The organism is Treponema lecithinolyticum ATCC 700332 (assembly GCA_000468055.1).
GTDB lineage: Bacteria > Spirochaetota > Spirochaetia > Treponematales > Treponemataceae > Treponema_C > Treponema_C lecithinolyticum.
On sequence record KI260561.1, the window covers coordinates 132,247 to 156,928 of the forward strand.

Consider the following 24,682-nt stretch of genomic DNA (forward strand, 5'->3'; position numbering starts at 1 on the left):
ATGAAAAAATTTTCTATAGATTATCGTTCGGTAAAAGATTTCGGCAGCAAGTATACCAACTATATTACCTTTGTTGTGCTGTTTATCGTTTTAGGAATTTTAACGCGCGGCGGTTCGGTAAAAGTTGCGTCTTTACAAAACTTGGTTATAGCCGAATCCATCAGAGCTTTTGCGGCTTTGGGTGTCGGTATGATTATTATAACGCGCGGCATAGATTTGTCTATCGGGTTTATGGTGTGTTTAACAACCAGCATAGCCGCATCCTTTGCACAAAACGCCAATTATAGCGCAGCTATGTATCCGGGGGTAGTGTTTCCGCTGGTGCTGCCGCTTGCCGCTGCCGTTTTAGTGGGAACGCTTTTCGGCGCGTTTAACGGTGTTTTGGTCGCTTATGCAAAACTTCCGCCTTTTATTGCGACGCTGGGCAGTATGTCTTTAGCGCGCGGTATTCAGCTTATCTATACGCAGGCAAAGGTTGTCGGAAGCGTGCGCGACGATTATAAACACATTGCACAAGGCTTTATCGGGCATGTGCCGAATTTGGTAATTTATGTTGCCGTTGCTGCTTTTATCGTGTGGCTTATTTTACGACATACCCGCTTAGGGGCGAATTTTTATGCGATCGGCGGAAACCCGCAAGCGGCGCGTGTTGCCGGTATCAATGTAGAAGCGAATTTGGTTGCCGTTTACGCTTTGGCAGGTTTTTTATACGGTGTTGCCGGAGCTTTGCAAGCTTCACGTTTGGGACTTGCCAATTCGCTTACCGGAAACGGCATGGAGTTGGACGCTATAGCGGCAGTTACCGTCGGAGGTATTTCGCAATCCGGCGGTGTTGGAACGATGGGCGGTATGCTTATCGGTGTATTGACTATGGGCATTATCAATTACGGTATGACCTATTTAAGCATTGATTCTTACTATCAACTTTTGGTAAAAGGAACGATTATTATTATTGCCGTGTATTTTGATATGCGCAAAAACGCACGGAAAGCATAAGGTTTTTCGTTCCCGGCAGCGGTTTGTGCGATCTGCGTTTATTTTGAGCCTACAAAGTTTTAGCGCCGCTTGTATTTAAATGACGGGTACGGGGCGGGTACAAAAAGTGGTTACGATAAAAGACGTTGCACATGATGCAGGAGTTTCAACCGCTACGGTTTCGCGCGTACTGAATGAAAACGTAAAAGTTTCCGTTCAAACGCGCCGTGCCGTAAATACGTCTATTGCCCGTTTAAAATACCGTTTGTATCCGGCGGCGCGCAATTTAAAAATAGGTAAAAGTAAAACAGTCGGCGTAATAGCGCCGCAGCTTTCAAATTATTTTTTTATGTTTTTATTCGAATATTTTGAAAAAATTTTGCACGCCGCCGGATACTCGATGATTTTGTGCTGCTCGGACGATTCGGTTGAAGGAGAAAAAGACCGTCTTGAATACCTTGTGAGTCAGTTTGTAGACGGTATTGTTGCCATTCCCGTAAGCGCTGAATACCGTCACTTTAAGCGCGTACAAACGGACATACCTCTCGTGCTGGTTGACCGCAGTTTCAGCGCGCTGCCTGCGGACTGCGTTTTAGTGGATAATGCCGGAGGCTCTCGTAAAGCGGTTGAAGCGCTTATCCGCGACGGTTTTGTGCGTATCGGTTTTGTCGGCGGCGACAAAGCTTCTATGACCGGCAGAGAGCGTTTTGAAGGTTATGAGCAAGCTTTAGCCGATGCGCATATAAGAATCGACCGCGCACTGGTCGGTGAAACCGGTATGAATATGGAAAGCGGTTATACCGCTATGGATACGTTTTTGCGTAAAAAACAGCCGCCGGACGCTTACTTTTGCGTAAACCTTATGGCAACATTGGGCGCTTCCAAACGGGTAATGGAAGAACCGCAAAACGTACAAAAACGGATAGTGTTTGCCGCCTTTGACGATGTGTATTATTCGTCTTTAATGACGTGGTGCCGCTACTTTGTTTCGCAGCCGCTGCAGGATATCGGTATGCAGGCAGCGCGCTTGATACTGGAGCGGATTGAAAACCCTAAAATGAAAGAATATAAAGAAATAAGGCTGCCTACGACACTTATTAAACGTTAAAAAGTGCCGTAAAACGGAATAAACGAACGATTGCCGCAGGAGGTATAAAATGGCAAAAAACAGACTTATCGGGGAATATCCCATTATCGGTATCCGCCCCACAATTGACGGAAGACAGGGACCGCTGAACGTACGTGCGTCGCTCGAAGAGCAAACGATGAACATGGCAAAAGCGGCGGCAAAACTTTTTAAAAAACACATACGCTATACAAACGGCGAAAGCGTTAAAGTTATTATTGCCGACACGACAATCGGACGCGTTGCCGAAGCTGCCGCTTGCGCCGAAAAGTTTAAAAAAGCCGGTGTAGACATTACGCTCACCGTAACGCCGTGCTGGTGCTACGGTTCGGAAACCATGGATATGGATCCGATGACTATAAAAGCCGTATGGGGTTTTAACGGAACCGAACGACCCGGCGCCGTGTATTTGGCTGCCGTTTTGGCAGCTCACGCGCAAAAAGGCTTGCCCGCTTTCGGCATTTACGGACAAGATGTGCAAGAAGCCGATGCAAAAAACATTCCAGCCGACGTACAGGAAAAACTATTGCGTTTTGCACGCGCTGCGGTTGCCTCCGCCACTATGCGCGGAAAATCCTATTTGCAGATAGGTTCCATTTGTATGGGCATTGCAGGTTCCATCATCGATCCTTCGTTTTTTGAAAGCTATTTGGGTATGCGGGTTGAATCCGTCGACGAAGTTGAAATTATCCGCCGTATGGAAGAAGGCATTTACGACAAAGCCGAATACGAAAAAGCGCTTGCATGGACAAAAAAATACTGCCCTGAAGGCGTGGATATGAATCCTGCTGCAATGAAAAAATCTCCTGCCGAAAAACAAAAAGCGTGGGAATTTGTCGTAAAGATGATGTGCATTATCAAAGATTTGTACAACGGCAACCCGAATCTTCCCAAGGGCTGTTCCGAAGAAAAAGTCGGACACAATGCCATTGCCGGAGGTTTTCAAGGACAGCGCCAGTGGACGGACTTTTATCCGAACTGCGACTTCCCCGAAGCTTTGCTTAATTCTTCGTTCGATTGGGAAGGTGCGCGCGAGCCCTACGTTTTGGCAACGGAAAACGATACGCTTAACGGCGCATCTATGCTGCTCGGCAAATTACTTACCGGCCGTTCTCAAATATTTTCCGACGTGCGCACGTATTGGAGTGCGAGCGCCGTTAAAAAAGCGGCAAATTATACGCTTGAAGGCGCGGCAAAAGAAGCCGGTGGTTTTTTGCACCTTATCAATTCCGGGGCAAGCTGTTTGGATGCAAGCGCCGAAATGAAAGACGAAAAGGGTAACGGCGTTATAAAACCGTTTTGGGAAGTAAGCGAAGCCGACCAAAAAGCATGCCTTAAAGCAACCACCTGGTGCGCGGCGGACTTCGGTTATTTCCGCGGAGGCGGATTTTCTTCACGCTTTGTAACCAATGCCGAAATGCCGGTAACGATGACCCGTTTGAACATTGTAAAAGGCTTGGGTCCGGTTATTCAAATTGCGGAAGGTTGGACGGTGCGCTTGCCCGACGAAGTTACCGATAAGCTGTGGCTGCGCACAAACTATACGTGGCCCTGTACCTGGTTCGCTCCGCGCGTAACGGGAAAGGGCGCATTCAAATCAGCTTATGACGTTATGAACAACTGGGGTGCAAACCACGGTGCGATAAGCTACGGTCACATCGGCGCCGATTTAATAACGCTGTGTTCGATATTACGCATACCGGTTGCCATGCACAATGTTCCCGAAGATAAAATATTCCGTCCTGCAGCATGGAATGCGTTCGGCATGGACAAAGAAGGACAAGATTACCGCGCATGTAAAGCCTACGGTCCCATGTACGGCACCTATTGATTGTACGGTTGGTGATTGATTATGCGGGTTCGGATTGCTCCAAAGCGCGGCGCTCCGAACCCGCTTTTTTATGTGCGGCGTGTACGGCGTCTGTTAGCGGTTTTTGCATTACGGCGTTTTGCTTGAACGGCTACGAAAGGTTTGCCCGCGCAATAATTCCGGCGATTTCCGTAAGCCGTTCATACGCATAATCAAAAAAATCTTTATAAGCAGTGCAAAAATAATTTTTGTGGAGTTTGCCGCCGCTAAAGTCGTCCCTGTCGCGTCTGCAGCCGCCGCGGCATAAGGGTGCCCACCGGCATTTGCTGCACTCGGGATCGACGTACTGCGATTTTTCTATAAAGCCGATTTTTATCCGGACTGCTTCAATATCGGCAAAGCTGTCGGTATTGATGTTTCCCAGTTTGTATGCATCCAGCACATAAAAATCGCAAGGGTATGTACTTCCGTCGGCTTCTACAACATGCTGAAACGTACAATGTCCCAGCATACCGCATGATTCGGGCGGTCGGCCTAAAAGCATAAGGACAAGGTTGTCAAAATAGCGCACGGAAACTTGTTTTCCGCGCTTAAAACTGCGGTACCATAAATCGAACAGTTTTTTTAAAAAAACGCCGTAGCGCTCGGGAGTCAGCGACCATGCGTATTGCCCGCGCGTTTCTCCTATGGGATCAAGGCAAGCTATGTATTGTTGGTATATAAAATTATTGCGTATGTAAAACTCGTAAATATCCTGTATGTGTTCGGCGACAACTGCACTGACGACGGTTAAAATATTGTATGCAACATTGTAATTGTTAAAAAGCTGAGAGGCGCGCAGTACTTTGTTAAAAGTTCCGTTTCCGGTTGAGTCAAAGCGCAATGCGTCGTGAATGCGTTTGCCGCCGTCCATAGAAAGTCCGACTAAAAAACCGTTTTGTGCAAAAAACTGCGCCCATTCGTTATCGATAAGAGTGCCGTTTGTTTGTATGGCAAAGTGAACTTGAGTGTGATGAGTGTTATACTTTTGGGTAAGTTCAACAAAGCTTCGGTAAAAATCCAAGCCGCGCAAAGTCGGCTCTCCGCCTTGGAACGCGTACGTGCATAAAGAAAAACTACCGTCGAGCGTTTTTTTTATGAGGTTTTCCGCCGTTTCAAGTGACATGGAACCGAACGATTGTGTCGTGCGTTTTTGCGTTTCGTCGCAATAAAAACAGTACGAACAGCGCATATTGCAAGAGCCTGAAACGGGCTTGATGAGCATGCTAACGGGGTATCGGTTTTTGCCTGATAAAAAGGGTGCTTGTGTATTCATTGTTTTTAGCTTTTTATTGAAGCCGGATTTACTATACCCTAGCATAAAAATACGCTATACTCAACGGTATGAAAAATAAACAACGCCATGAATTGGCGGTGTGCGGTTTTGCCGCAGTGCAAGCACTGGGTACATACAATCCGCAAAAAATCAAACGTTTATATTATACGGCGGATCGTGCGCGCGCACTGGGAGCGCTGTGCAAGTATCTTGCCGCTCATAAAATTCCGTATAATCAAGTACAAAGCGCCGATGAGTTGAAAAAATTAAGCGCTTCAGTTCACCATCAGGGCGTTACTGCGATGATTGAACAGCCGTCCCTTTTGCCGCTTACCAAAACCGAACTTGAAAACTGGGCGCACGATAAAGCATGTGCACTGCTTTTGGACGGCATCGGCAATGCGGACAATGTGGGCGCACTTATCCGCTCTGCCGCCTTTTTCGGCATAAACCGCATTGTACTGTCAGAGCAAGAAAGCCGTTCGTTTATAACGACTGCAGCGTACCGCAGCGCTCAAGGCGGCATGGAAACGGTTCGTATATACGGCGTTCGCTCGCTGTGCACAGTGCTGCAAGATGCACAGGGAAAACTTTTGCGCTTGGGAACCTCTCCCGGCGGAAAGTACAGCGTGCGCGATACGGCTCAGTTGTGCCGCACGCAAGGTAAAGGTGCTTTGGTTGTGCTCGGTAATGAAGAAAACGGTATGAGCGAAGAGACGGCAAAACTGTGTGATTATATGCTGCAAATTCCCGGCTGCGGCGCTTTGGACAGTTTAAACGTCGCTCAAGCGGCATCGGTTATTTTGTATGAAATGTCAGCAATAGCGTTGAACTAAAGGTTTTGCCGGCGGCTAAATGCAATAAATTTTTCTTTTTTTTCCATTCCGCATCCGCCTCTGCAAAATCGGGCAAAGTGTGCCACGGTTCTATGCATAAAAAACGCATTTTTTCGCTTTTTGCAGTCCATACAAGCAAAAAAGGAAAACCGCTTAAGCCGACTTCGATTGCTTGTAAAGCACTTGAGCAAACTGCGTTTTGCCGTTCTTTAGGCAAGTGAGCGTTTGAGCTCGTTTCGCAAAGTACAACCGAAGCGCTGTCTAAGCCGGTAAGGCATACCGAATTTTCGGAAAAAAACGTATCGGACAGTTGTATACTGTTTTCGCCTGCCATAAAATCATTCAGTTTTTCGGTTGCAAAACCGTCTTGCGTTATTACTACGCATTTTGCATTTTTTTGTACTTTATCAAAAAAAAGCGAATACTCTTTTGCTTCTTTGCCTTTTTCAAACGGGCACAAAAAACCGGGGTGATAGCCTAAGCCGAACGGCATGGTTTCTTTACCTGTGTTTGTTACGCTTACCGTTTGGCGCAGTGTGTTTCCGTTTAATGTAAAATTTTGCGTAAAACAAAAATCATAGGGGAAACGGCGCCGGGTGCTGTCGTCGGAGTTTTTTTGAAAACGTGCCGAAGTTGCGCTTTGTTCGGTGCATACGAATTGTTCGTCTCGTATAAAGCCGTGAATGTCTGCTTTAAACAAAACGCCGTCTTTTGTAAACGTTTTGTTTTTTATACGGCCTGTCCACGGAAACAGCACCGGCGCATGATAATCCCACAGTTCTTTTTCTGCCGTCCACATGCATTCGCGGTTATTTGCGGTTTTTACGGAAATTATTTGTGCGCCTTGTGAAGCGATTGTTACACGCAAGTATTCGTTTGAAAGAACGGTTTGCACTGTATTGTTCCTTTTATGTACGCTTATTCGCGCCACACGCGTTCAACCATATTTTGTTCTTCCAAGCGGCAAATAAAATCATCGCCTGAGGGTACGGTTGTTCTTGTGTGCGCTTTTACCGTATAGTTTTTGCGGCCGCTTTCGATATGAAAAAAAAGCGAGCACGGTCCATCTTCTCCTACGATAAAATCTTGCAGTTTCCCCAGCTGTTGTTTGTTTGCCGGAACCGGAGACAGTTTAATATGAATTTCTTTAATCGATTTTTCTTTAAGCGCACTTTTGTCCAAAACTTCGTCGACTAAAAACGACGGGCTGCCGCGTGAAAAATCCGCTTTGCCGCCGATAGCGATAATGCTGTCTTCGCTTACTTGACTTTTTACTGTTTCCCACAGTTTGGGAAAAAAGGTAATATCCGTAATGCCTTCCATGTCTTCAAGCTTTGCAAAAGCCATAAGACTTCCTTTTTTGGTCGTGATGGTTCTTAATTCTTTTATCGTACCCAGCATTACGTAGTCTTTTCCGCTTTGGGCAAGCTGCATTTTGCCGGCGGTAAGCGTTACCGACCGGGCTATGGTTGTGCGGTACGGGTCGAGCGGGTGACCGGAAATATAAAAACCGATAAGTTCTTTTTCTTTGCGCAGTTTTTCCAAAATGGGGTAGTCTTCGCTTTGATTAAAAGTAAATGTTGCAAACTCTTGAACGCCCGAATTTTCAAACAAACTGACTTGACCGAGCTTGCCGTCGCTTTTTTTATTTTCGCAGTATTCGACTGCGCGTTCCATGTTTTGTAAAAGAGTAGGGCGGTTAATGCCTAAGTTATCAAAACAACCGGTTTGTATCAGAGCTTCCAAAGCCCGTTTGTTTACGGTGTGTAAATCGACACGGTCTAAAAAATCTATAAAACTTTGGTATGCTCCGCCTTTTTTCCGCGATCCGATAATTTCTTCAACGGCAGCTTCTCCCAAACCCTTTATACCCATAAGACCGTATACGATGCGTCCGTCTACCACATCGAACAATTTATCCGAACGGTTAACGTCGGGCGGATCTATTGCAAGTCCCATTGCGCGCCCTTCGGCAATGTATTCGGGCAGTTTGTCGGTGCTGTTGATTTCGTTGGTAAGGTTTGCCGCAATAAATTCTGCCGGAAAGTTTGCTTTTAAATATGCAGTGCGGTATGCTACCACCGAATAAGCTGCGGCATGACTTTTATTAAAACCGTAACCGGCAAAGGGAATCAAAATATCAAAGATTTCTTCGGCGTGCTGTGCGGAAAAGCCTTTTTTTTCGGCTCCGGCGACGAACTTTGACCGCTCTTTTGCCATAACTTCGACTTTTTTCTTTCCCATGGCGCGCCGTAAAATATCGGCTTCGCCGAGCGAATAACCTGCTATACGCTGTGCAACTTGCATAACTTGTTCTTGGTATACGATAACGCCGTATGTTTCTTCCAAAATATCTTTTAAGCACGGGTCGGGATAATGAATGGTGGACGAATCGAATTTGCCGGCTACAAAGTCGTCGATGTATGCCATAGGACCGGGGCGGTACAGCGCGTTTAAAGCGATAAGGTCGTCGATTTTGCGCGGTTTTGCTTGTTTTAAAACCTTTTGCATGCCGGCGCTTTCAAATTGGAATACAGCAGCCGTTTGTCCTGCGCAAAATAAATCGAATGTTTTATCATCCGTTTCGCTTACTTCGTCGGCTTTAAAATGCTCAAATCCCGGTTTTTTGCGGATAAGGTGTTCGGCGTATTTTATTAACGTGAGTGTTTTTAAACCCAAGTAGTCCATTTTTACCAAGCCGCACGGCTCTATAATGTCCATTGTGTACTGCACGGCGACTTTTCCCGTTTTGCCGTCTTTGTACACCGGTGCCCATTCGGGTAGCTCGCTTCTTCCTATAACGATACCGGATGCGTGCAAGCTGGTGTTGCGATTTACATCTTCCAGTTTAAAACACAAATCGAATAGTTCTTTGTAACGCGGATCTTCACGGTATTGGCGCAGCTGACCGAAGTCTCCGTGTTCTTCGGTTGGTTCGGCAAACGCGTCGGCAAGGTGCACTTTTACCCCTTCGGGTATCAGTTTAGTAAGCATGTTTACGTCACTGAGCGGTATATTCAAAACGCGCCCGACATCTTTTATAACCGCTTTAGCTTTGAGCGTACCGAAAGTAACGATGTGCCCTACTTGCGCGTCTCCATATTTTTGCCGCGTGTATTCAATAACATCTTGTCTGCCTTCGAAGCAAATGTCTACGTCGAAGTCGGGCATGCTTATTCTTTCAGGATTTAAAAAACGTTCGAACAGCAGTTTGTAACGAAACGGGTCTATGTCCGTAATAGCCATCGCATAGGCTACCAAAGAGCCTGCACCGGAACCGCGTCCGGGACCGACGGGAATATCGTGTTGTTTTGCCCATGCAATAAAGTCCCATACGATTAAAAAATAACCGGCAAATCCCATTTTAAATATAATGGCAAGTTCGTGTTCCGCCCGCTCTTTTATTTGGTCCGTAATGGTACCGTACCGCTTTTTTAAACCCTCGTATACCAAATGGCGCACATAATCTTCTTGCGTTTTAAATTCGTCCGGTATGCGGTAAACAGGCAGGCAGTTTTTGAGTTCTTCGGTTTTGTATTGCGGAATTTTTAAATCGACCATATCTGCAATGCGTTTGGTGTTGTCGATCATTTCGGGGTAATCGGGAAACAAAGCGCGCATTTGCTCTTCGCTTTTCATGTAAAACTGATGCCCTTCGTACATCATGCGGTTTGTGTCGCTGCGCAATTTTTTTGTACCGATGCATAAAAGCACATCTTGTGCTGCCCAATCGTCCGGATATACGTAGTGGATGTCGTTGGTAACTACCATGGGAACGTTCATTCTTTGCGCTATATCTATTAAAAGCGGGGCAACTTCTTTTTGTTTTTCCAAACCGTGATTTTGCAGTTCTATAAAAAAGTTTTCTTTGCCGAATATACTTTGGTATTGCACAATCATTTGTTCGGCTTCTGCGGTTTTTCCGGCAAGTAAAAGACGCGGCAATTGACCTGCAAGGCATGCCGATGTGCACACTAAACCGGAAGCGTATTTTTGTATCAATTCAAGGTCTATGCGCGGCTTATAGTAAAAGCCTTCGGTAAATGCGCGCGAATTGAGCATACATAGATTTTTATAGCCTTCGATATTTTTTGCAATGAGAATTAAATGGTAGTATTTGTTTCCCTGTTCGGTACCCGTACGCTCAAAGCGGCTTGCTCCGGCAACGTAGAATTCGCAGCCTATCAGCGGTTTAATGCCCGCTTCTCGGCACTGTTGTTCAAAGCGCAGCGAGCCGAACATATTGCCGTGGTCGGTAAGCGCCAGAGCTTGAAAACCCAATTCTTTTGCTCGTTTTACCAGTACGGGAATGCGGGAAGCCGCGTCCAAAAGCGAATAGTCGGAGTGTACGTGTAAGTGTACAAAATCGGATGTTTTTGCCGGCGCCGTTTGTGCCGAACCGTTTTGCAATGCTTGATCCACGTGTACCTCCATTTTGCTAGTATAGACTAAAACACCGAAGCGGACAAGCTCTTGAAACGCATTCAAAAATAACTTACATTGATAGGGAGGTTTACTATGGTACACACAGCCGAATTAACGGTGCGCAGCTATGAATGCGATTCTTACAATCACGTAAACAATGCCGTGTATTTAAATTACTTGGAGTACGCGCGTATGGAATTTTTACATGCATGCGGGTTTGACTACAAACGCGTGTTTGAAGCCGGCTATTATTTATACGTAACGCATATCGACATTTATTACAAAGGATCCGCTTTTCTCGACGATAAACTGTTTATAGAAGTAAAGCCGGTAAAGCTAAAAAAACTTTCCGGTGAATTTTACCAAAAAATTTATAAAAAAGACGGAACCGTGTGCGTGGAAGCATCCGTTACGTGGGCGTGTGTTTCTTCTGCAAACGGGCGTCCTGCAAAGCTTCCGGATGAGTTTTTAGTCCCGGCGTTGTACCCCGAAAAAACTAAAGAGGACAGTAAATGACCGTATTGCAAAACAGCGGCGTTATCATGCGCATTTTAAAAAACATTGAATTCGTTATTTCAGCTGCAAGCGTACTCGTTGTTGTGTACGGTGCTCTTGCCGCCCTTGCCGGTCTTATAAAAACGGAGTTGTTCCGCTTAAACGGTAAATATAATGTGCAGCGCTTGCGAGTTATCAGGGCGGATTTGGGTACTTATTTGCTGTTGGCGCTTGAAATGCTCATTGCTGCGGATATTATAAAATCCATCGTTGAACCGGGTTTAACCGATTTGGGAATCCTTGCCGGCATTGTTGCCATAAGAACCGTGCTTTCGATTTTTTTGAACAAAGAAATACAGGAACTCGACAAAGAGCGTGACGAAAACCCCGATATGTTTACGGGTGTGTAATTTTCCATGTAATCAAGTGTCTACCAAAAACAGTAAATCTCCCGCATGTGAAACAACAATATCGGCGTTTTCGCCAAGCAGTTTTTCGCGGTTTCCCAAACCGCAGGTAACGGCACAGCTTTTACAGCCGAACGCATGTCCGGCTTGAATATCCGAAGCCGAATCGCCGACCATAAGTACTTTGTTGCGTTCCACGCGTATGCGCTGTGCACGTTCAATTTCTTTTACCGCAAGCGCAAGTCCTTCCGGGTCAGGTTTTATGTGGGTGAGCAGCTCCGGACCTATTATTGCAGTAAAAAAAATATCTATTTTAAAATGCTTTAAGATGGTGTAAGTAACGTTTAGCGGTTTATTCGATACAACGGCGGTGTATACGGATTTTTCTTTAAGTTTTTTAAGCAAATCGTATAGGCCCGGATACAAGACGGTTTTATTTACAGGATGATTTTGGTACCAATCGACATACCAATTATAGAATTCTTCAAAATTATGCATGTGTTCAGCGCATATATTTTGGTATTCAAGCGAACGTATTAAAAGTTTTTTTGCGCCGTTTCCCACAAAACTTATAAGTATGTCTTCGGGAAGTGTTTTATAACCGAAATGCTTTAAGGCGGCGTTAACCGAAGCTGCGATATCCGCTCCCGAATTTATAATAACGCCGTCCAAGTCGAACAATACTGCTTGAAAATTCATCTGTTTATTCCTTTTTTATTTTCCGTTTAATACCGATGTACGCATACGCTTTACCGAACGCGCCCGTGCAACCGAAACCGTTTGTTCGGCGCCTGTGTGTTCGAGTTTTAAAACAACTTGTATGTCGCCGCCTTTTTTTTCCGTTGTAATCGGCACGCCGCATACGGTTGTATCCGCGTATGTAAGTTCCACTCTTTCGTAAGATGAAATTGCTTTTTCTATAACATACAGCTTGCCTAAAAGATCCATACCGGATGCTTCGGTTTTTTCGGTTCGCAGCGAGCCGATTTCCAGTTGAGCGGGAGTTAAAATGGTTTTGTGTTTTATGCGCAAAAGCAATTCTTTTTTTTGCTCGTTATCCAAGTTTTTGCAGGAAACGGCTTCTTCCATTTGCTGCAAATGCAGTACTGCTTTTTTTTCGGCATCTTTTTCATCGCGCGTATTTTTTTCGTATTCGGTAAAAGGAATGTTCAGTAAAGCTGCGCTGTCTAAAGGAGAAAAAGGCGGGGCTTGCGGTGTTTGTACTGCTGCAGTGTTTATTGTACCGATAAAAGCAAGGGCACTTTTTTTTATTATACGGGCAGCTTCTTCGTCATTTGAAAAATTCAATACGTACACTCCGTCTGCCAATGTTTCGCTGATGTACGGCGATAAAACGGGGTTGTGTTCTACTTGCAAACGTTTATCTTGTGCTGCGCGCAGTACATAGCCTTTAATCAGTTTTGCCGAATTGTACAGTTTATACCAATCATTCAATGAAAATACCAGATTTTGCGGAAGTTTGTGCGGTACGGTTTTTTCAAAAAGCGCAGTAATATTTTGTACTGTAAAACCTGTTTTAAATGCACGAAAACAAGCATCGCGCGTAATTTCAAAGCGGCTTACGGTATCGCAAAAAACCAAGTCCATGCAGTGCACTGTATCGATAAGAAGTTCAAAAGGCGGTTCGCGCAACAGCGTAACGGTAAACCCCGCATCAATATTTAATGCGCCCAAATATTCGTTTTTTTGATTTTGCTTTGCCGCTTCGGTTTTGAACGGCGTCCTTTGTGCATGTAGGATAATATCGTCGGCGCTGCCTGTACGCGGTGTCCCAGAGCTGCCGGTAGCGGATGCGGCGGTATTGTCTGAGCGCGTGCCGGTTTTTTGTGCGCCGTATACGTGTACAAAGCCGAATGCCGTCAGTGCATCGAGTGCATTTTGGGCGCTAAATGTTTGCCCTTCATAATCGGGACTGTCCGCATCAGCTGATTTTAAAAAGAGCTTTTTTTTCGATGCCGTACTTTGTACCGTTTGCCGGTTTGCCGATAAAAATGCAGTGCGTAAAAACGTCCGACGCGAACAGCCTTCCGGAGGTATTGCATTTATAAGTGCTAATACAAGTTCGGCATTTTTTTGCAAAACGCTGCGTGTAAAGCGTCCGCAAGAAGCGCTGATAATATAAGCGATACGTTCTTGCCGGCTTAAGCATGCAAATGATTGCCATTTTTTATTGTCCGCTTTACATTCGGTTTCGTTTTTATTAAACAAAGATAAATTAATGCATGCCGTATGTAAGCGCTGCAAAAGATCTTGGGGAATGGAGGAAAAACGCGTGTGCAGTAAATCTTCCGTCTTTTTTTTAAAATTGCCGTCGGCGCGGCATAAATCGGGGTATGAACAGACAAAACAATACCAGCAAGCAATGAGGGTATCGGATAGGATATTGTGTGTTGCGGGTAAGCCGTTGTTTGCTCCGGCACAAGCACAGCTGGGCGGTGTATAATCGTTCGGCGGTAAAAGCAAGCGTATAACGGCAAGTTTTTGTACGTCTTGTTGTATGAGCGGATTTACCGCGTAGCATTCATTTTTTTCGCCTTTTTGCATACAGCGGTACAAAACGAGACGTTCTTCAAGGTTTATTAAAATATCGTGTAAAGCGGTAAACGAAAAATCGGAGGCAAAAAACGATAACAGTTTTTCTTCAGTGCACTGCGCGATGTGTATAATTGCGCTGATTACCGTTAACTCATTGGCGGATAACAAAGTCAATAGTATGCTGCGGTTTTCTTTTTTTTGTAAAAAAGCGCTTAATGCTTCTATTAATTTTTGTTTGTTGTACGGGGTTTTTATTTCGCCTAAATAGAGGCGCATAAGATTAAAAAAACGGCTGTCGTCCATGCGGGTTAAGGATTCTTTCCATACCGCAATATCTTGAATGGTATTGTTGCTCATCGATTACCGCCTGATGCCGATTTGTTTTGCATGCAACGAGGATTTTCCGGCAAAGTTTGCACTGAAATTTCATCGACGCTTCGTACCAATTGATAAGAATAACCTTGCTCTGCAAGGAATTTTTGTCTGTTGGCAGCATACAGCTCTTCTTGAGTTCCTGCGCTGACAATGGTTATAAAACGGGCTATGCGGTTTTTGGGGCGCAAGATACGGCCGAGCCGCTGAGCTTCTTCTTGACGGCTGCCGAACGTTCCGGATACTTGAATCGCCATTGAAGCATCGGGTAAATCGATGGCAAAGTTTGCTACTTTCGATACAATCAATACTCGTATTTTACCGCTTTTAAAATCGGCGTATAAAGCATCACGCTCGGTAAAAGGCGTTTTTCCTGTAATAATCGGTACTTTTAAAAGTGCTGCAAGCGCGTACAATTGTTCCAAATACTGTCCGATTATCAAAACTTTGTCATCGGTAAAACGTGTAACCAAATCCTGAACAACCGGAATTTTACGCGGATTTTCTCCGGCAATCCGGTTTTTAAAATGCAGCGATGCGACTGCATAATCTATTGTTTTATCGTCATCCAAATCTACGCGCAATTCCACGCACTCGGCGCGGGCAATCCATCCGCCGCTTTCAAGTTCTTTCCATGGAACATCGTAGCGTTTCGGACCGACCAGTGAAAATACATGACCCTCACAGCCGTCTTCGCGGATAAGCGTTGCGGTTAATCCTGCGCGGCGTACCGCTTGCAGTTCCGCCGTAATGCGGAATACGGGGGCAGGCAAAAGGTGTACTTCATCGTAGATAATCAACCCCCAATTATGTTCGCGGAACAGTCGGAAGTGCGGGTACGCTCCGTCTTTTTCGGGGCGCCATGTAAGCACTTGGTAGGTTGCAACGGTTACCGGTTTTATTTCTTTTTTTTCGCCCGTATACTCGCCGATGTTTTTCTTATCAAGGTCGGTTTTGTCGGCAAGCTCTGCAACCCATTGGTGTACGGCGGAAACGTTTGTTGTAATGATAAGCGTATGTGTACACAGTTTTGCCATTAAAAGCATGCCGACGATTGTTTTTCCCGACCCGCAGGGAAGCACTATGGTGCCGAAACCTGTTCCCGCCCCGCCGTCGCCGAGCAAAGCGTGCACGGCATCTTTTTGATAATCGCGTATAACCAGTTGCGAGCCGGAGCTTGTATAAGCTTTTAAGCTTATGTTGAGCTTTTGTCCTTCGCGCATGGGCACTTCATCTTTTACCGGCCAGCCGTTTTGCAGCAGCTCTTGTTTTATCGTCCCTCTGTTTGTGAGGGGTAAACGGAATGCAAAACCGTTTTTTCTTTCGGCTTTGCCGGTTCCGGCTTCGCTATAATCGGAAAGCGGAACAAGATATTTTTGCAGTTTTTTGTCGGCTTTTATTTCGCAATAAACCGGATAAGAATCCGTGTATAAAAGCAGTGTGTCGGTATTTTCGCTTGCGTCTTTTCCGATACCGTCGTCCGGAATTAAGCGCAGTTTGCCGAAACGTAAAGCGGTTTCCCGTATCCATTCACATACGGATTGAGGGACGGCAAAACGGCTGTATTTTTTTAAAATTTTTTCCGGATAATCGGGTGCAAGTCCCGCGCTTGCGGCATTCCACAAAGAAAGCGCCGTCAATCGGTATGTATGCAAATGTTCCGGGGAGCGTTCCAGTTCGGCAAAGGGAATCAACGCGTGCCGGCACTCTTGCGCCGACGCAGCATGGGTATCCAACAGCAGGGTTCTGTCTCCCTGCACGATAAGAGGGGGAAAATCGGAATTCTGCATAACACGCTATTTTAATCGGTTAAACTGAATTCTTCAAGCTGTCCGAATGTTTTTACCTTGTCTATAAGCAAAAAAATGTCTACGGCAGGCGGCGCACGCACCGAAAAAGTAACGGTTAAATGCTTTTGCTCCAAAACGCGGCTTACGTCGGTATTTTTAACGATAAGACCGTTTGCTTGAATAAGGTTGCGCAGCGCTTCAATATCGATGCGGCTGTTTTGAAAAATCAAAACGAGCTGTTTTGCTTGTTCTGCGGGGAAAAACTTTTCTTCGATTTTTTCAAAATATATGAGGGCAAAGACGCACATAAACAGCGACATTAAAGCCGGTAAAATAAAACCCGCTCCTATAGCCAAGCCGAGAGCTGCGGCAGCCCAAATAATTGCCGAAGATGTTAATCCTTTAATATTTAATCCTTGGCGCAAAATAGTGCCGCCGCCTAAAAAACCTATACCGGATACAACTTGGGCTGCAATGCGCGACGGATCGCCTTTTGTCGGGTTTTGTGACAAACTTGCCGTATATATTGAAAGCAGCATAAGCAGCGTTGCCGAGACCGATATGAGGATAAGAGTCCGAAGCCCGACAAATTGTTGACGCAGCTTTCTTTCTACTCCCAGTACGGCTCCCGCTCCGAAGCTGAATACAATGCGTATTAAACATGTGTGCCAATTTATATCGGTGCTGAAAAATATATTATGCAAATCTGTAAGCGACATAAAAATTCTCCTAGTGTTTAAAAAGCTGCCACGGGGCTGGTGCCTTTGTTCCAAGTTTAATCCAGCGTATGCTTTGCTTATATTTATCCGAAGTATTGTATGCATTTAAATAAGCAAACAAAGTTTCGGCTGTTTGCGTTTGCGCATTTTGCTCTTCGCTTTCGTCATATTCGGCAAGCATGATTTTTATCCGTTCGTATCCGTGCAGTGCTGCCGTATTTTCCGCAAATGCTTTAAATGCCGCACTTGCAGCTGCAACAAGGGCTCTGCCTGTCGGTACGCTGTCTTTGTTTTTTGCAAAAGATTTTATTTCTTTTGCGGCAAAAGAGGGTTGATATAAAAAACACAGCGTTCCGCCCGCTTCTCTTTTAGAAAAAAACTCTATCAGCTCTTTGGTTAAAAACATATAACCGGCAACCGCTTCGTCCGTTACTTCAGATATTGTTTGCGTATCAAAATCGCTAAAGCGTTGTTCGTACTCTTTTGCATCAAAAATAAGCAGCGCATGCGACAGCGATTTTAAAGTGTTAACGGCTTCAAGAATAAAAGTATGAGCGGAAATCGAAGAGTGTCGATTCCAGTTAAAGGAACACAGTGTATCGCCGGGCAGTTTTTCATCTTGCGAAACGGAAACGGCAGCCGCATATCCGGCTTTTACGCCGGCGTTAACAAATGCTGCAGAAGACGGAAAATCCTTTCCTGCAATTAAAACGCTTTTATCCATAAAGGAAAGTATAGCAAAGCTTGAACCTTTTCACAAGTGTGTGTGTATCCTGTGTTTTTGTGTCTGTGTCCGCTTTACAGTGCCGGGCTTTACAATACTAAAGAAGGCGGCGTGTAAACGCGCGCTTTTAGTTCATTGTCGAGCATGTACAATGCTTTTGCATCGGTGCCGAACAATTCATATTTTTTAATTAAATCGTCGGCATTTTTTTCTTCTTCGCCCTGTTCTTTTACAAACCAATCCAAAAACTGCATACTGCGGTAATCTTTAACTTCGCGCGCTGCATCGTAAATCGCATTGATTAAACTTGTTACATATTGCTCGTGCTGCAGCGAAACGGTTAAAGCATCTTTAAACTGTTTGTATGTATGCTCCGGTTTGCCTATCGCTTCGAGCGTTATTTTTTCGCCGTTGTTTTGTAAGTATTGCAATATTAAATCGGCGTGGTCTTGTTCTTCTTTTGCTTGGATTTTATACCAATTGCCGAAGCCGTCCAATCCTTTGTCGTAAAAATAGTTTGAAATATCCAAATACAGGTAAGCGGAAAAGAATTCTTTAGTGATTTGTTCGTTGAGCAGTTTTTTAACCTTTTTATCAAGCATAAGCACTCCTTTTATTGTCAGTTGGCTACAATATACTCAAATTCCGTCGGTATTTCAAGTTTTTTTGCCGTTTTTACCGGCAGCAGCTTTGCGCTGCTTAAAAAACGGATATCCGCCGCGCTCTATAAGTACTGTAAGGGCTAAAAGCGCAAGCAGTGCGGGCACTAAAAAAAAGCTTTTGTTCAACCCCGCTTTATCTCCGATTATGCCCATAATAAAAGATATTAAGCCGAAGCCCGGAATGCCGGCGCACGACATTAAAATAAACGCTGCCGTAGAATCCAAATGTGTAATGCGTATAACGGCGTAAGCTTGTATGGACGGCCAAAAACAAGCGATGCTTACTCCGGCTAAAAAAAGCAAGGGAAAAAATACGTAGGCGCTTGTTACAAACGGAACCGCACAAGCTAACAGTGCTCCGCCTACTGCCGAAAAAAAGATAAGCCGGCGCAGTTTGTTTTGACCGGCTAAAAAACCGCTTGCCAAACGCATGCACATCATACCGGCGGCAAAACACGCCGTTCCTGCACCGCCCATGCGCGGCAGAGCGTTAAAATGCACTTGAATATAGCTTGCGCTCCAAAAAGTAAAAGCACCCTCGCTGCCGCCTGCCAACACCATCATAAAGCAAAACACCCAAAAGCGTTTGGACGACAAGCAGTCCGCATATTGGCGGATAACGGAAGACGTTTTCAGTCCCTTGGGTTTTTGTTCGGTTTTTTTGAGCGCTGCAAAAAAAATACCTACCGCAAGCGAACAGCATGATAAAACCGCCATAATAAGCCGCCACGAAATACCCAGCGTCAAAAGTTCACCCGATACGATTACCGTAGACAAAACACCGACCGACCAAAATGCATTGCTGATATTCAAATAGCGGCCGGCATCATCTTTGTGCAGTTCTTGTACGAGCGGGTTTAGTAAGCCTTCTATAATGCCGCATGAAGCGCCGACTATTATACTTGCACATAAAACCGCAGGGTAGGATGGGGCGTACGCGTATACGGCATAGCCTGCGGCAAGACCGAACAAACCGGCGCACAGCGAGCGTACTTTTCCGATTTTTGCTGCGGCAAAACCGCCGAAAAACAAAGACAGTAAAATAAGCATACTGCGCGATGCTTCGATGCCGCCGCCTGCAGAAAGGGTAAAATTCAATTCTTTGGACATAGTTAAAAGGCAAACAGGAGTTATTGTCGCGCTTGCCGAATACACCAAAAGGGCTGCGAATGACGCGTAGTCAAGTATATGCAGTTTTAATTTCATAAATGGTTAGGTTAAAACCAATCCTTTATCGATAAAAATCTGTTTTGCTTTTTTAAACTCTTTTTGCGAAAGAGCAGGCACGCCTTCAAGCGGGTATTTCATTCCCATTTGCTTCCACTTAAAGACGCCCAAGGTATGATAGGCTAAGATGTCGACTTTTTCAACATTGCTAAGCGTTTTAATAAAATCGGCAAGTTGATTTAAATACTTTTCGTTATAAGTAATGCCGGGAACGACGACATGACGTATCCACAACGGTTTGTTAATTGAACACACGTAATCGAGAAAACGCAAAATCGGCTTTCGCGAAACGCCGGTCAACTCTTTGTGCTGCTCTTCTGTTGCGGATTTTAAGTCGAGCAAAACCAAGTCGGTGTATTCGAGAGCGCTTTTTACTTCATCGTTTAAATAATAGCCTGAAGTGTCGATTGCGGTGTGAAGCGAGTCGCGTTTGCATAATTTAAAAAAATCGCGCACGTAATCGGCTTGTTCAAGCGGTTCACCACCGGTAACGGTTACGCCGCCTGCAAAGAGATAATAATGCTTGTACCGTTTAACGTGCTCGAAAGTTTGCTCTGCTGTTTCGATTATGCGCGCATCTTTTTGCTGCCATGTGTCGCAATTATGGCAGTACTTACAGCGCAGCGGACAGCCCTGCAAAAACACTACATAGCGTAATCCGGGGCCGTCCACCGTGCCGAAGCTTTCATACGAATGAATAAAAGCCATAGCTTTAAGTTTACATTGATTGGTTTATAGTCCTTGACAATACATCCAATTGCTGTTCTTTTGTCAATTTAACGAAGTTTACCGCATAGCCGGAAACGCGTATCGTAAGCTGCGGGTACTTTTCGGGGTTTGCCATAGCATCTTCCAAAAGCTTGCGGTCGAATACGTTGACATTTAAATGCTGTCCGCCGTCCGGTTCAAAGTAGCCTTTTAAAAGATTCGTTAAGTTGTCCACACGGATTTCTTCTTGTTTGCCCAGCGCGTTCGGCGCAATAGCAAAGGTGTATGAAATACCGTCGCCGATGTCTTCAAACGGAAGCTTTGCAACCGATGAAAGAGCTGCGATAGCGCCGTTGGTGTCGCGTCCGTTCATCGGGTTTGCTCCCGGCGAAAACGGTTCGCATGCGCAGCGTCCGCAGGGCGTCGCGCCGGTTTTTTTACCGTATACGACGTTCGATGTAATTGTCAAAACCGATTGCGTTGCTTTTGCGTGGCGGTATGTTTCGTGGCGGCGCAAATAGTTCATAAATTTGCGCGCAACCATAACCGCAAGCTGGTCGGTTTCGTCGTTGTCGTTTCCGTAAGGAACGTATTTGCCTTCGTGTTTAAAGTCTACGGCAAGACCGTCTTCGTTTCTGATAACCTTTACTTTGGCGTTTTTTATAGCCGCAAGAGAGTCGGCAACGATTGCCAAACCGGCAATACCGGTTGCTTGAATGCGCTCAACATCGGCATCGTGCAGTGCCAATTCAAAGGATTCGTATGAATATTTATCGTGCATATAGTGAATGACTTTGAGCGCGTTCATGTACACGCCGGCAAGCCATTTCATCATTTGCTCGAAGCGTTCCATAACTTCGCCGTAGTCAAGGTATTCGGACGTGATCGGCTTAAATGCCGGCGCAACTTGCGCCCCCGATTTTTCGTCGCGTCCGCCGTTGATGGCGTAAAGCAAACACTTGGGCAAGTTGGCTCGTGCGCCGAAAAGCTGCATTTGCTTTCCGATTTTCATCGGCGAAACGCAGCATGCAATGCCGTAGTCATCTCCGAATTCGGGGCGCATCAAATCGTCGTTTTCGTATTGAATTGAAGAAGTTTCGATTGAAACGCGTGCACAGAATTTGTTCCAGTTTTCCGGAGCATGGTTTGACCACAGTACGGTCATATTCGGTTCGGGCGCCGGTCCTAAATTATACAGCGTGTGCAAATAGCGGAACGAGGTTTTGGTAACCAGCGTTCTGCCGTCTACGCCCATACCGCCAAGGGATTCGGTAACCCAGGTGGGATCTCCTGAAAAAAGCTCGTTGTATTCGGGCGTGCGCAAAAAGCGGATAATGCGCAGCTTGATGATGAACTGATCGATTAATTCTTGCGCTTCGCTTTCGGTCAGTTTTCCGTCGGCAATATCTTTTTCGATAAAGATATCCAAGAAAGTGGACGTGCGTCCCAAAGACATCGCCGCTCCGTCTTGGTCTTTTGTCGCCGCAAGAAAGCCGAAGTACAGCCACTGCACTGCTTCGCGCGCATTTTGCGCAGGGCGGCGCACGTCAAAGCCGTAGCTGTCGCACATGCGCACAAAGGCTTCAAGCGATTTTATTTGTTCGCTGATTTCTTCGCGGTAACGGATATCCGATTCGGAAAGTTCGTACACATCCAACTGGTCGAGCGCTTGCTTGCGCTCTTCGATAAGTGCATCAACTCCGTACAGTGCTATTCTGCGGTAATCGCCGATAATGCGGCCGCGTCCGTAGGCGTCCGGAAGTCCGGTAATAATGCCGGATTTTCTAACCGCCCGCATATCTTCGGTATAAGCCGAAAAAACGCCGTCGTTGTGTGTTTTGCGGTATTTGGTAAAAATCTCCTTCGTTACCGGATCGGGCGAAAAACCGTAAGCTTCCAGCGCTTTTTCGACCATGCGCCAGCCGCCTTTGGGGTAAATGCCGCGCTTAAGAGGCGCGTCCGTTTGCAAGCCGACGATAACTTCGTTTTCTTTTGAAATATAGCCGGGCCCGTAAGCGTCTATACCTTGCGGTATTTTTACTTCGGCATCGTACACGCCTTTTTTTGTTTCTTCTTTGAACATTTCTTTAAGCGTGTCCCATACGGCAAGAGTGCGTTTTGTCGGCGGCTGTAAAAATCCGTCGTCTCCCGTGTACGGTGTATAGTTATGTTGAATAAAGTCGCGTACATCGATTCCGGTGCGCCAATAGTCACCTTTAAAGTCTTTAAAATAGTCCGAGTTGTTGTTCACTTCGGTACTCCTTAATATAAGATACACATAATATAGTCAGACTGATAAATTAAGTCAATAAATATTCGATAAAAAAATCATTTTTTCACAAAAAAATCGTGTGCCGATATCGTTTTATTATAAAGTTGACAAGCTAAAATGAAGATAATATACAAGTGCTTTCATTTAACTGGTATGACAGTGCCAGCTCGTTTTATACTTATAAATCGGTAAAAGCTCCGACGGATTTAAAAGGTTTAAGGATCTGTCACCCGATGCTCCGGTATGGGCAGAAAGCATTGCCGTTTTAGGTGCAACGACTGTTGCCATGTCGTGGTAAAATAAGTTTTACAGAAACCATGAATCAATATTTTCTATTTCTTAATAATTAGCATATAATGCTACAATGTCATTTGGTAAATATTTTTTGGCATCATCCGTAATAATATTTTTTTCGTTTATATCATTACCAGCTGCAAAAATCAAAACACCCATATCACGCATTTCTGTTTTTTTGATTTCATTATATGAAACATTTATATATTTTAATTTCCGGTTATTACTGATTACAGGTAATGATTTCAAATAATTATATGATACATCAATATATTCCAAATCGGGATTTTCAGATAAATCGAAAGAAAGATCATATAGAGAACAGCTGTCCAAAATCACGTTTTTCAATTTATGTAATGTTTTTATAAAATCCGGATTGCTGATTTTTATGCCGTAAATAATCAGGTTTTCCAAAGATGCGGCATCTTTTAAAAAGTTAAAATCGGTTATAAATGCAGTATTAATAAAAACAATCGTTTTCAGACTCTTCAATTTTTCAAGCCCTTTAATTTTTTTTACGTAAGACGGTTTTGAAAAGCTTAATTTTTCGGAATCCTCATCGACATACATTTTCTCTGTGCCCTTATGTAAAGCTAATTCGATTTCTAAATATACGTTTTCAGCAAATATATGCATTCCTAAAAAAATGCATAACAAACCGATAATAATTTTTTTCATTTTTTGTCCTTTTATTGTAAATCATTTAACGGAACAAATGTCCGGTTTGGATCATTTCTTGTTCTTTGTTGTTGTTGCGGATTTTGAATCCCATCCGTTCTATATAAAGTATAGCCGTTTCCGTTATTATTTCTGTTGTCATAAAATTCCATATGCTCAGGTATATCATCCGAATCATTTGGGGTATCATAAAAAGCATACCCAGCTGTATTATTCGGCGGAGTTCCGGGAGTTCTGTTATTTTGGTATCTTTCATAAATTTGCTCAACGGTTAATTCGTTACCGTTCCATTCTTGTCCATTTTGGTCCCTTGGATCTAATCCCGCATCTATGGCTTCATTCCAAGATATAATATCACAGTGATAATCGCTTTCATTACTTGCGGTTTGATGCATTGCAACATTATTTGAATTTAACGAAATATTATTTGTTTCCATTTTTTTAGGTATTGTATCATCATCTACTTCAAACCCCTCATGTGTAATTTCAATTCTTTCGACTGCAAAACCTGAATTCAAGACTGCCTCAAGGTTCGGTCCGACCCATCGGCACGGTAAAGCTCTATAAAAATTCCATCGCTTTATTTCGTTACCTTGAATATCTTTTAAGATGACAGATCCGTTTTTCCGTTCAAATTTTCTATCTTCCAATGCTATTTGTTTATACCAATCAAATAATTCATTGTTATCATTAATACCTTTTTCAAGAATGATATTCGGATACCGTGTTCGTCCTGAAAATTTGTGTGTGCCGTATCCCCCTTCTTCAATTTCGATAATTGAAGTTTCAGCTTCCAATCCTTCACATTTTTGAAAGCGTGCAGTTTCTATTCCATCTATTTCTACCGTAAAAAAATAAGGGGACATTTCATTATTATCCGACATTCATCTTACCTTTCTTTCTCTGTTTATATAGACGATCCATTTCTTGCAAATAGTATACTACAAATCTTTGCAATTACAAGAGTGCTTTGTCCGCTCTTTTGTCTATATACTTTCGGCAAGATCTATATAGAACGGGCTATTGACTGTATTTCGATTTTTTGCTAAACTAAATGCTCACGCTTTATGTGAGTGTTTATCGAAACAGGTGGTTTTCTATGTCCAGAAGATGCGATATTTGCGGAAAAGGTTCTTTAAGCGGAAATAAAGTTAGTAAATCATATAACCATGTCAGAAGAACGTGGCGGCCGAATATAGTGGAAGTAAAAACCGAAATAGGTGGGACGACTACAACGCTTAAATTATGCACCCGCTGTTTGCGCAGCGGATACGTTACCAAAAAAGTATAA

Annotated in this window: 21 protein-coding genes; 7 read left to right on the top strand and 14 right to left on the bottom strand. The window is 44.4% G+C overall.

Annotated elements, in window-relative coordinates; genetic code table 11:
- The 3 genes from HMPREF9193_RS03395 to HMPREF9193_RS03405 all read left to right on the top strand — a co-directional run bounded on the left by HMPREF9193_RS03395 (nt 1) and on the right by HMPREF9193_RS03405 (nt 3,932).
- Nucleotides 1-996: an ABC transporter permease gene (locus tag HMPREF9193_RS03395; RefSeq protein ID WP_021686666.1), complete on the top strand. Its 996-nt coding sequence runs from the start codon at nt 1-3 to the stop codon at nt 994-996.
- Between the two features lie 106 nt (nt 997-1,102).
- On the top strand, nt 1,103-2,083 hold the full coding sequence (locus HMPREF9193_RS03400) for a LacI family DNA-binding transcriptional regulator (protein ID WP_169720447.1): 981 nt from the start codon (nt 1,103-1,105) through the stop codon (nt 2,081-2,083).
- 49 nt (nt 2,084-2,132) lie between these two features.
- Complete coding sequence (locus HMPREF9193_RS03405) at nt 2,133-3,932, top strand: L-fucose isomerase (protein WP_021686668.1); 1,800 nt, start codon at nt 2,133-2,135, stop codon at nt 3,930-3,932.
- Between the two features lie 130 nt (nt 3,933-4,062).
- Here the strand turns inward: HMPREF9193_RS03405 and HMPREF9193_RS03410 are convergent, their stop codons facing one another.
- A complete protein-coding gene (locus tag HMPREF9193_RS03410) occupies nt 4,063-5,226 on the bottom strand; it encodes an anaerobic sulfatase maturase (protein WP_051305989.1) in 1,164 nt (387 codons plus the stop codon).
- Nucleotides 5,227-5,294: 68 nt separating this feature from the next.
- Between HMPREF9193_RS03410 and HMPREF9193_RS03415 the strand changes: the two genes are divergently transcribed.
- On the top strand, nt 5,295-6,062 hold the full coding sequence (locus HMPREF9193_RS03415; RefSeq protein ID WP_021686670.1) for a TrmH family RNA methyltransferase: 768 nt from the start codon (nt 5,295-5,297) through the stop codon (nt 6,060-6,062).
- On the opposite strand, the gene HMPREF9193_RS10700 is transcribed toward HMPREF9193_RS03415, so the two are convergent.
- Together HMPREF9193_RS10700 and dnaE are read right to left on the bottom strand one after the other, a co-directional pair.
- Nucleotides 6,025-6,957, bottom strand: coding sequence for an aldose epimerase family protein (locus tag HMPREF9193_RS10700; protein ID WP_051305990.1), 933 nt, complete (start codon nt 6,955-6,957; stop codon nt 6,025-6,027). The genes HMPREF9193_RS03415 and HMPREF9193_RS10700 overlap by 38 nt on opposite strands.
- A 23-nt stretch (nt 6,958-6,980) precedes the next feature.
- Nucleotides 6,981-10,496 carry a DNA polymerase III subunit alpha gene (gene dnaE / locus HMPREF9193_RS03425; RefSeq protein WP_084604353.1) on the bottom strand — a complete coding sequence of 1,172 codons (3,516 nt, stop codon included), beginning with the start codon at nt 10,494-10,496 and terminating at the stop codon, nt 6,981-6,983.
- Between the two features lie 84 nt (nt 10,497-10,580).
- Here dnaE and HMPREF9193_RS03430 point away from each other — a divergent pair, with 84 nt between their 5' ends.
- Entirely contained in the window at nt 10,581-11,003 is a 423-nt protein-coding gene (locus tag HMPREF9193_RS03430; RefSeq protein WP_021686673.1) for an acyl-CoA thioesterase, read from the top strand.
- On the top strand, nt 11,000-11,392 hold the full coding sequence (locus tag HMPREF9193_RS03435; RefSeq protein ID WP_021686674.1) for a DUF1622 domain-containing protein: 393 nt from the start codon (nt 11,000-11,002) through the stop codon (nt 11,390-11,392). Before HMPREF9193_RS03430 ends, HMPREF9193_RS03435 begins: the two co-directional genes overlap by 4 nt.
- Nucleotides 11,393-11,404: 12 nt before the next feature.
- Here HMPREF9193_RS03435 and HMPREF9193_RS03440 read toward each other — a convergent pair whose 3' ends face one another.
- The 11 genes from HMPREF9193_RS03440 to HMPREF9193_RS11005 form a co-directional block, all read right to left on the bottom strand.
- Nucleotides 11,405-12,088: an HAD family hydrolase gene (locus HMPREF9193_RS03440; RefSeq protein ID WP_021686675.1), complete on the bottom strand. Its 684-nt coding sequence runs from the start codon at nt 12,086-12,088 to the stop codon at nt 11,405-11,407.
- Between the two features lie 15 nt (nt 12,089-12,103).
- Nucleotides 12,104-14,302 carry a hypothetical protein gene (locus HMPREF9193_RS03445; protein WP_021686676.1) on the bottom strand — a complete coding sequence of 733 codons (2,199 nt, stop codon included), beginning with the start codon at nt 14,300-14,302 and terminating at the stop codon, nt 12,104-12,106.
- The gene (locus HMPREF9193_RS03450; protein WP_021686677.1) at nt 14,299-16,107 is read right to left on the bottom strand and encodes a DNA repair helicase XPB; all 1,809 of its coding nucleotides are present in this window, start codon (nt 16,105-16,107) and stop codon (nt 14,299-14,301) included. The genes HMPREF9193_RS03445 and HMPREF9193_RS03450 overlap by 4 nt, the downstream gene beginning before the upstream one ends.
- An 11-nt stretch (nt 16,108-16,118) precedes the next feature.
- Nucleotides 16,119-16,826, bottom strand: coding sequence for an MgtC/SapB family protein (locus HMPREF9193_RS03455; RefSeq protein WP_021686678.1), 708 nt, complete (start codon nt 16,824-16,826; stop codon nt 16,119-16,121).
- A 10-nt stretch (nt 16,827-16,836) separates the two neighbouring features.
- The gene (locus tag HMPREF9193_RS03460; protein ID WP_021686679.1) at nt 16,837-17,550 is read right to left on the bottom strand and encodes a hypothetical protein; all 714 of its coding nucleotides are present in this window, start codon (nt 17,548-17,550) and stop codon (nt 16,837-16,839) included.
- An 89-nt stretch (nt 17,551-17,639) separates the two neighbouring features.
- A complete protein-coding gene (locus tag HMPREF9193_RS03465) occupies nt 17,640-18,152 on the bottom strand; it encodes a ferritin (RefSeq protein ID WP_021686680.1) in 513 nt (170 codons plus the stop codon).
- A gap of 54 nt (nt 18,153-18,206) precedes the next feature.
- Nucleotides 18,207-19,418 (bottom strand): MFS transporter, encoded by a 1,212-nt coding sequence (locus tag HMPREF9193_RS03470; RefSeq protein ID WP_021686681.1) that lies wholly within the window; start codon nt 19,416-19,418, stop codon nt 18,207-18,209.
- 6 nt (nt 19,419-19,424) lie between these two features.
- On the bottom strand, nt 19,425-20,147 hold the full coding sequence (gene pflA / locus HMPREF9193_RS03475; RefSeq protein WP_021686682.1) for a pyruvate formate-lyase-activating protein: 723 nt from the start codon (nt 20,145-20,147) through the stop codon (nt 19,425-19,427).
- Nucleotides 20,148-20,157: 10 nt separating this feature from the next.
- Nucleotides 20,158-22,398, bottom strand: a complete 2,241-nt coding sequence (pflB, locus tag HMPREF9193_RS03480; protein ID WP_040847445.1) for a formate C-acetyltransferase — start codon at nt 22,396-22,398, stop codon at nt 20,158-20,160.
- 360 nt (nt 22,399-22,758) lie between these two features.
- On the bottom strand, nt 22,759-23,391 hold the full coding sequence (locus HMPREF9193_RS03485; protein ID WP_021686685.1) for a leucine-rich repeat domain-containing protein: 633 nt from the start codon (nt 23,389-23,391) through the stop codon (nt 22,759-22,761).
- Between the two features lie 11 nt (nt 23,392-23,402).
- Nucleotides 23,403-24,275 carry a phage tail protein gene (locus HMPREF9193_RS11005; RefSeq protein WP_021686686.1) on the bottom strand — a complete coding sequence of 291 codons (873 nt, stop codon included), beginning with the start codon at nt 24,273-24,275 and terminating at the stop codon, nt 23,403-23,405.
- A 215-nt stretch (nt 24,276-24,490) separates the two neighbouring features.
- Here HMPREF9193_RS11005 and rpmB point away from each other — a divergent pair, with 215 nt between their 5' ends.
- Nucleotides 24,491-24,682 carry a 50S ribosomal protein L28 gene (gene rpmB, locus HMPREF9193_RS03495; RefSeq protein WP_021686687.1) on the top strand — a complete coding sequence of 64 codons (192 nt, stop codon included), beginning with the start codon at nt 24,491-24,493 and terminating at the stop codon, nt 24,680-24,682.

Excerpts from the sequence above, each read along its gene's own strand:
- HMPREF9193_RS03485 (WP_021686685.1), bottom strand. The coding sequence starts at position 23,391 with ATGAAAAAAATTATTATCGGTTTGTTATGCATTTTTTTAGGAATGCAT.
- HMPREF9193_RS03440 (WP_021686675.1), bottom strand. The coding sequence starts at position 12,088 with ATGAATTTTCAAGCAGTATTGTTCGACTTGGACGGCGTTATTATAAAT.
- HMPREF9193_RS11005 (WP_021686686.1), bottom strand. The coding sequence starts at position 24,275 with ATGTCGGATAATAATGAAATGTCCCCTTATTTTTTTACGGTAGAAATA.
- HMPREF9193_RS03395 (WP_021686666.1), top strand. The coding sequence starts at position 1 with ATGAAAAAATTTTCTATAGATTATCGTTCGGTAAAAGATTTCGGCAGC.
- pflA (WP_021686682.1), bottom strand. The coding sequence starts at position 20,147 with ATGGCTTTTATTCATTCGTATGAAAGCTTCGGCACGGTGGACGGCCCC.
- dnaE (WP_084604353.1), bottom strand. The coding sequence starts at position 10,496 with ATGGAGGTACACGTGGATCAAGCATTGCAAAACGGTTCGGCACAAACG.
- HMPREF9193_RS03445 (WP_021686676.1), bottom strand. The coding sequence starts at position 14,302 with ATGAGCAACAATACCATTCAAGATATTGCGGTATGGAAAGAATCCTTA.
- HMPREF9193_RS03415 (WP_021686670.1), top strand. The coding sequence starts at position 5,295 with ATGAAAAATAAACAACGCCATGAATTGGCGGTGTGCGGTTTTGCCGCA.
- HMPREF9193_RS03460 (WP_021686679.1), bottom strand. The coding sequence starts at position 17,550 with ATGGATAAAAGCGTTTTAATTGCAGGAAAGGATTTTCCGTCTTCTGCA.
- rpmB (WP_021686687.1), top strand. The coding sequence starts at position 24,491 with ATGTCCAGAAGATGCGATATTTGCGGAAAAGGTTCTTTAAGCGGAAAT.
- HMPREF9193_RS03465 (WP_021686680.1), bottom strand. The coding sequence starts at position 18,152 with ATGCTTGATAAAAAGGTTAAAAAACTGCTCAACGAACAAATCACTAAA.
- HMPREF9193_RS03455 (WP_021686678.1), bottom strand. The coding sequence starts at position 16,826 with ATGTCGCTTACAGATTTGCATAATATATTTTTCAGCACCGATATAAAT.
- HMPREF9193_RS03405 (WP_021686668.1), top strand. The coding sequence starts at position 2,133 with ATGGCAAAAAACAGACTTATCGGGGAATATCCCATTATCGGTATCCGC.
- HMPREF9193_RS03410 (WP_051305989.1), bottom strand. The coding sequence starts at position 5,226 with ATGAATACACAAGCACCCTTTTTATCAGGCAAAAACCGATACCCCGTT.
- HMPREF9193_RS03470 (WP_021686681.1), bottom strand. The coding sequence starts at position 19,418 with ATGAAATTAAAACTGCATATACTTGACTACGCGTCATTCGCAGCCCTT.
- HMPREF9193_RS03450 (WP_021686677.1), bottom strand. The coding sequence starts at position 16,107 with ATGCAGAATTCCGATTTTCCCCCTCTTATCGTGCAGGGAGACAGAACC.
- HMPREF9193_RS03430 (WP_021686673.1), top strand. The coding sequence starts at position 10,581 with ATGGTACACACAGCCGAATTAACGGTGCGCAGCTATGAATGCGATTCT.
- HMPREF9193_RS03435 (WP_021686674.1), top strand. The coding sequence starts at position 11,000 with ATGACCGTATTGCAAAACAGCGGCGTTATCATGCGCATTTTAAAAAAC.